Genomic DNA, 2477 nt, shown 5'->3' on the forward strand with positions numbered 1-2477 from the left:
CAAGCCGGTGAACATATCGATACGGTTTGGAAGGGAATAATACAGTTTCGCCCTTCGGGTATAAGGGTTAAGCGTCCAACGGAATTTCCAGCACTGGTAGCCATGGTGCATATCCCGGTTGTTGGGTGGGAAAAACGCCGGCTAACGCCGCGCGAGGTAGCTAACCTTCAGAGTTTCCCTGAAAATTACATCATAAACAGCAACGCCCAGCAAGCCTATAAACAGTTTGGCAATGCTGTAAACGTAAAGGTGGTTGAGTTTCTTGCCAAGCAGCTGTTTATGCAAGCATAATTACTTGCTACCTGCAGCTCTGAAAAGCAGGTCGGCCGATTGCATTAGCTTGCCTTTTAGGCTGGGCGATAGTTGTGGGTGTTCCTGAATCCACTTTGTTACAATTTTTGCTGCTTCGGTAGAGCTATGACCGTAAAGCACCGCATCGAGCCAAGTTTTTGGAAAGAATATATCGTTGGTTTGCTGTATTTCGGGCAGTAGGTCGAGTGCAGCGTTTAGGTAATGGATGGAATGGTTGGCTCGAAGGGGATGAAAAAAGAGTCGAAGCCCTTCGGCAACCCATGGCTCAGGCCTACGGTTTTGAGCAATCAGCAAGCTGTGGAAAAAGTCGTCGCGTAGGGCTTCGTCGGGTGTGGCAGCACGCCTAACAAACCTGAACTTGGCTAACCTATCGGCATTCTGAATTCTTTCCTCCTGCACTTGCAGAATGCTATCGGCATCGTGGACGTCCCTTACCGCAAGCTGGAACGATAGGTCTATGAAGTCGTTTTCACTTAGTGAAATCCCTTTGATTTGAACTCTACCTGCCCAAATATTTTCAATGAATTCAACAGCCTCAGGAGTGATAGATGTTCTGCAATAAGTTAGGAAAGCAGGTTTGCGTTCATCGGCAGGTATTTTTGGGTTGTTAAATATTCCCTGTAAGGTTTCCTGCAGGGTTTGCGAAAGTATAATTTGGCTTGTGTGGTCAAGGAATTGCCACCACACAGTTTCCAGATTGCCTAGTAGGTAGTTTCTTATTTGAGGGTCTTTTTCTCGGCTAAGGGCATTGGTCAGGAAACGGAAGTATGTATCGGTATCAACTAAATGATTTAGAAAAAGCTCATGTAGGTTGATGAAGAATGAAGCACGAGCTACATCGTTGTTTGATAATTCATTGAGCTGTAAAAGAGTTAGATCGCGATCAGCAGAAACGAAAAGTCCATACCCTAAACCATTACTGTTAGGAATGATTGCTTTTAACCCCGTGAAATTTTTTGGCATCGGAATTTCGGTATGCTTTCCATTAAGCCTAACTTTCTCTGTTTGGTATCCTGCAGTGGTAGGTATCATAACCTCAAACTCCATGGGGAGCCAGTTGTCGGTTTGGCTAATATTGATTACATCGCTCACCATATCAACATATATGGCAGGCATCCCAGGTGCATCAATCCAACGTTTGCTCCACGATTTAATGTCGTCGGACGTGAGGTTATCGAAAATCTCAATCAATTCATTCCAACCGGCATTGCTGTATGCATACTTTTTCAGGTAGATATTTAGGCCTTCCCTGAATTTATCTTCACCTAGCATCAGCTCAAGCTGCTGGAGGGCAATGGGTGCTTTATGGTAGATGATATCGCCGTAAAGTGTCCCGGCAAGCATAAGATTGTCGAGGTTTTGGCGGATAGGGTTTGCGCCGCCTGTTCTGTCCACCGAGTAGGCTCTGGGGTAATGTGAGAGCACAAAGCTGAGCTGATGATTTAGCTTAGAGTATTGAGGGTTAACAATTTTATCGGCCATAAGTCCGGCAAATACCTCCTTAAGCCAAACATCGTTGAACCAGTTCATGGTAACCAGGTTCCCAAACCACTGGTGCGAAACCTCGTGAGCAATTAGGTTTGCCTGGTTTAGTTGTTGGGTAACCGAGGAATTTTCGTCGAGCAAAATACGGCTATCCCTGTAAAATATTGCTCCCTGATGCTCCATGCCACTGTATGGAAAATCGGGAATCAGAACCACATCGAGTTTCTGGAAGGGGTAATTGATTCTGGTATAGTTTTCGAGCCATTTGATAGCGCTTTGGTGCAACTCAAACACTTTTTTGATATTTCTGGCTACCTTTTGGGTATCGGTCTCGCGATGGTAAATTGTCATTTTAAAACTATCCGCTACAAAGTCAATAGCTTTAAACTTACCGGCAGTAAAGGCAAAAAGGTAAGTGCTGATAGGGTAGGTCTTGTCAAATATCCAGAGGTTTGAGGTGTCAGTTTCCATTTTGTTGATTACAGGGGAATTGCTCACGGCTACCCAATCCTTAGGGGTTTGGAGGGTTAGGTTGTAACTTGCTTTCAGGTTGGGTTGGTCAAAGCAAGGGAAAACGGTTGATGCCCTGTCGGGCACCAGTAAGCTGAAAAGGTAATCGCCCTTACGGTTGAGGGAGGTTTTGCCTGCCAAAAAATCGATAGAAATCTTATTCTGACCTT

General features: G+C 45.0%; 2 protein-coding genes. One reads left to right on the forward strand and one right to left on the reverse strand.

Going from position 1 to position 2477, the window contains the following annotated elements:
* Positions 1 to 291 (forward strand): DNA cytosine methyltransferase (locus WHS63_RS13135; protein ID WP_445205510.1); only part of this gene is annotated, 291 nt, incomplete at its 5' end.
* Here WHS63_RS13135 and WHS63_RS13140 read toward each other — a convergent pair.
* A partial coding sequence (locus WHS63_RS13140; protein WP_445205511.1) for a M1 family aminopeptidase occupies positions 292 to 2477 on the reverse strand: 2186 nt, incomplete at its 5' end.

This window comes from Tenuifilum sp. (assembly GCF_037481895.1).
GTDB classification, from domain to species: domain Bacteria; phylum Bacteroidota; class Bacteroidia; order Bacteroidales; family Tenuifilaceae; genus Tenuifilum; species Tenuifilum osseticum.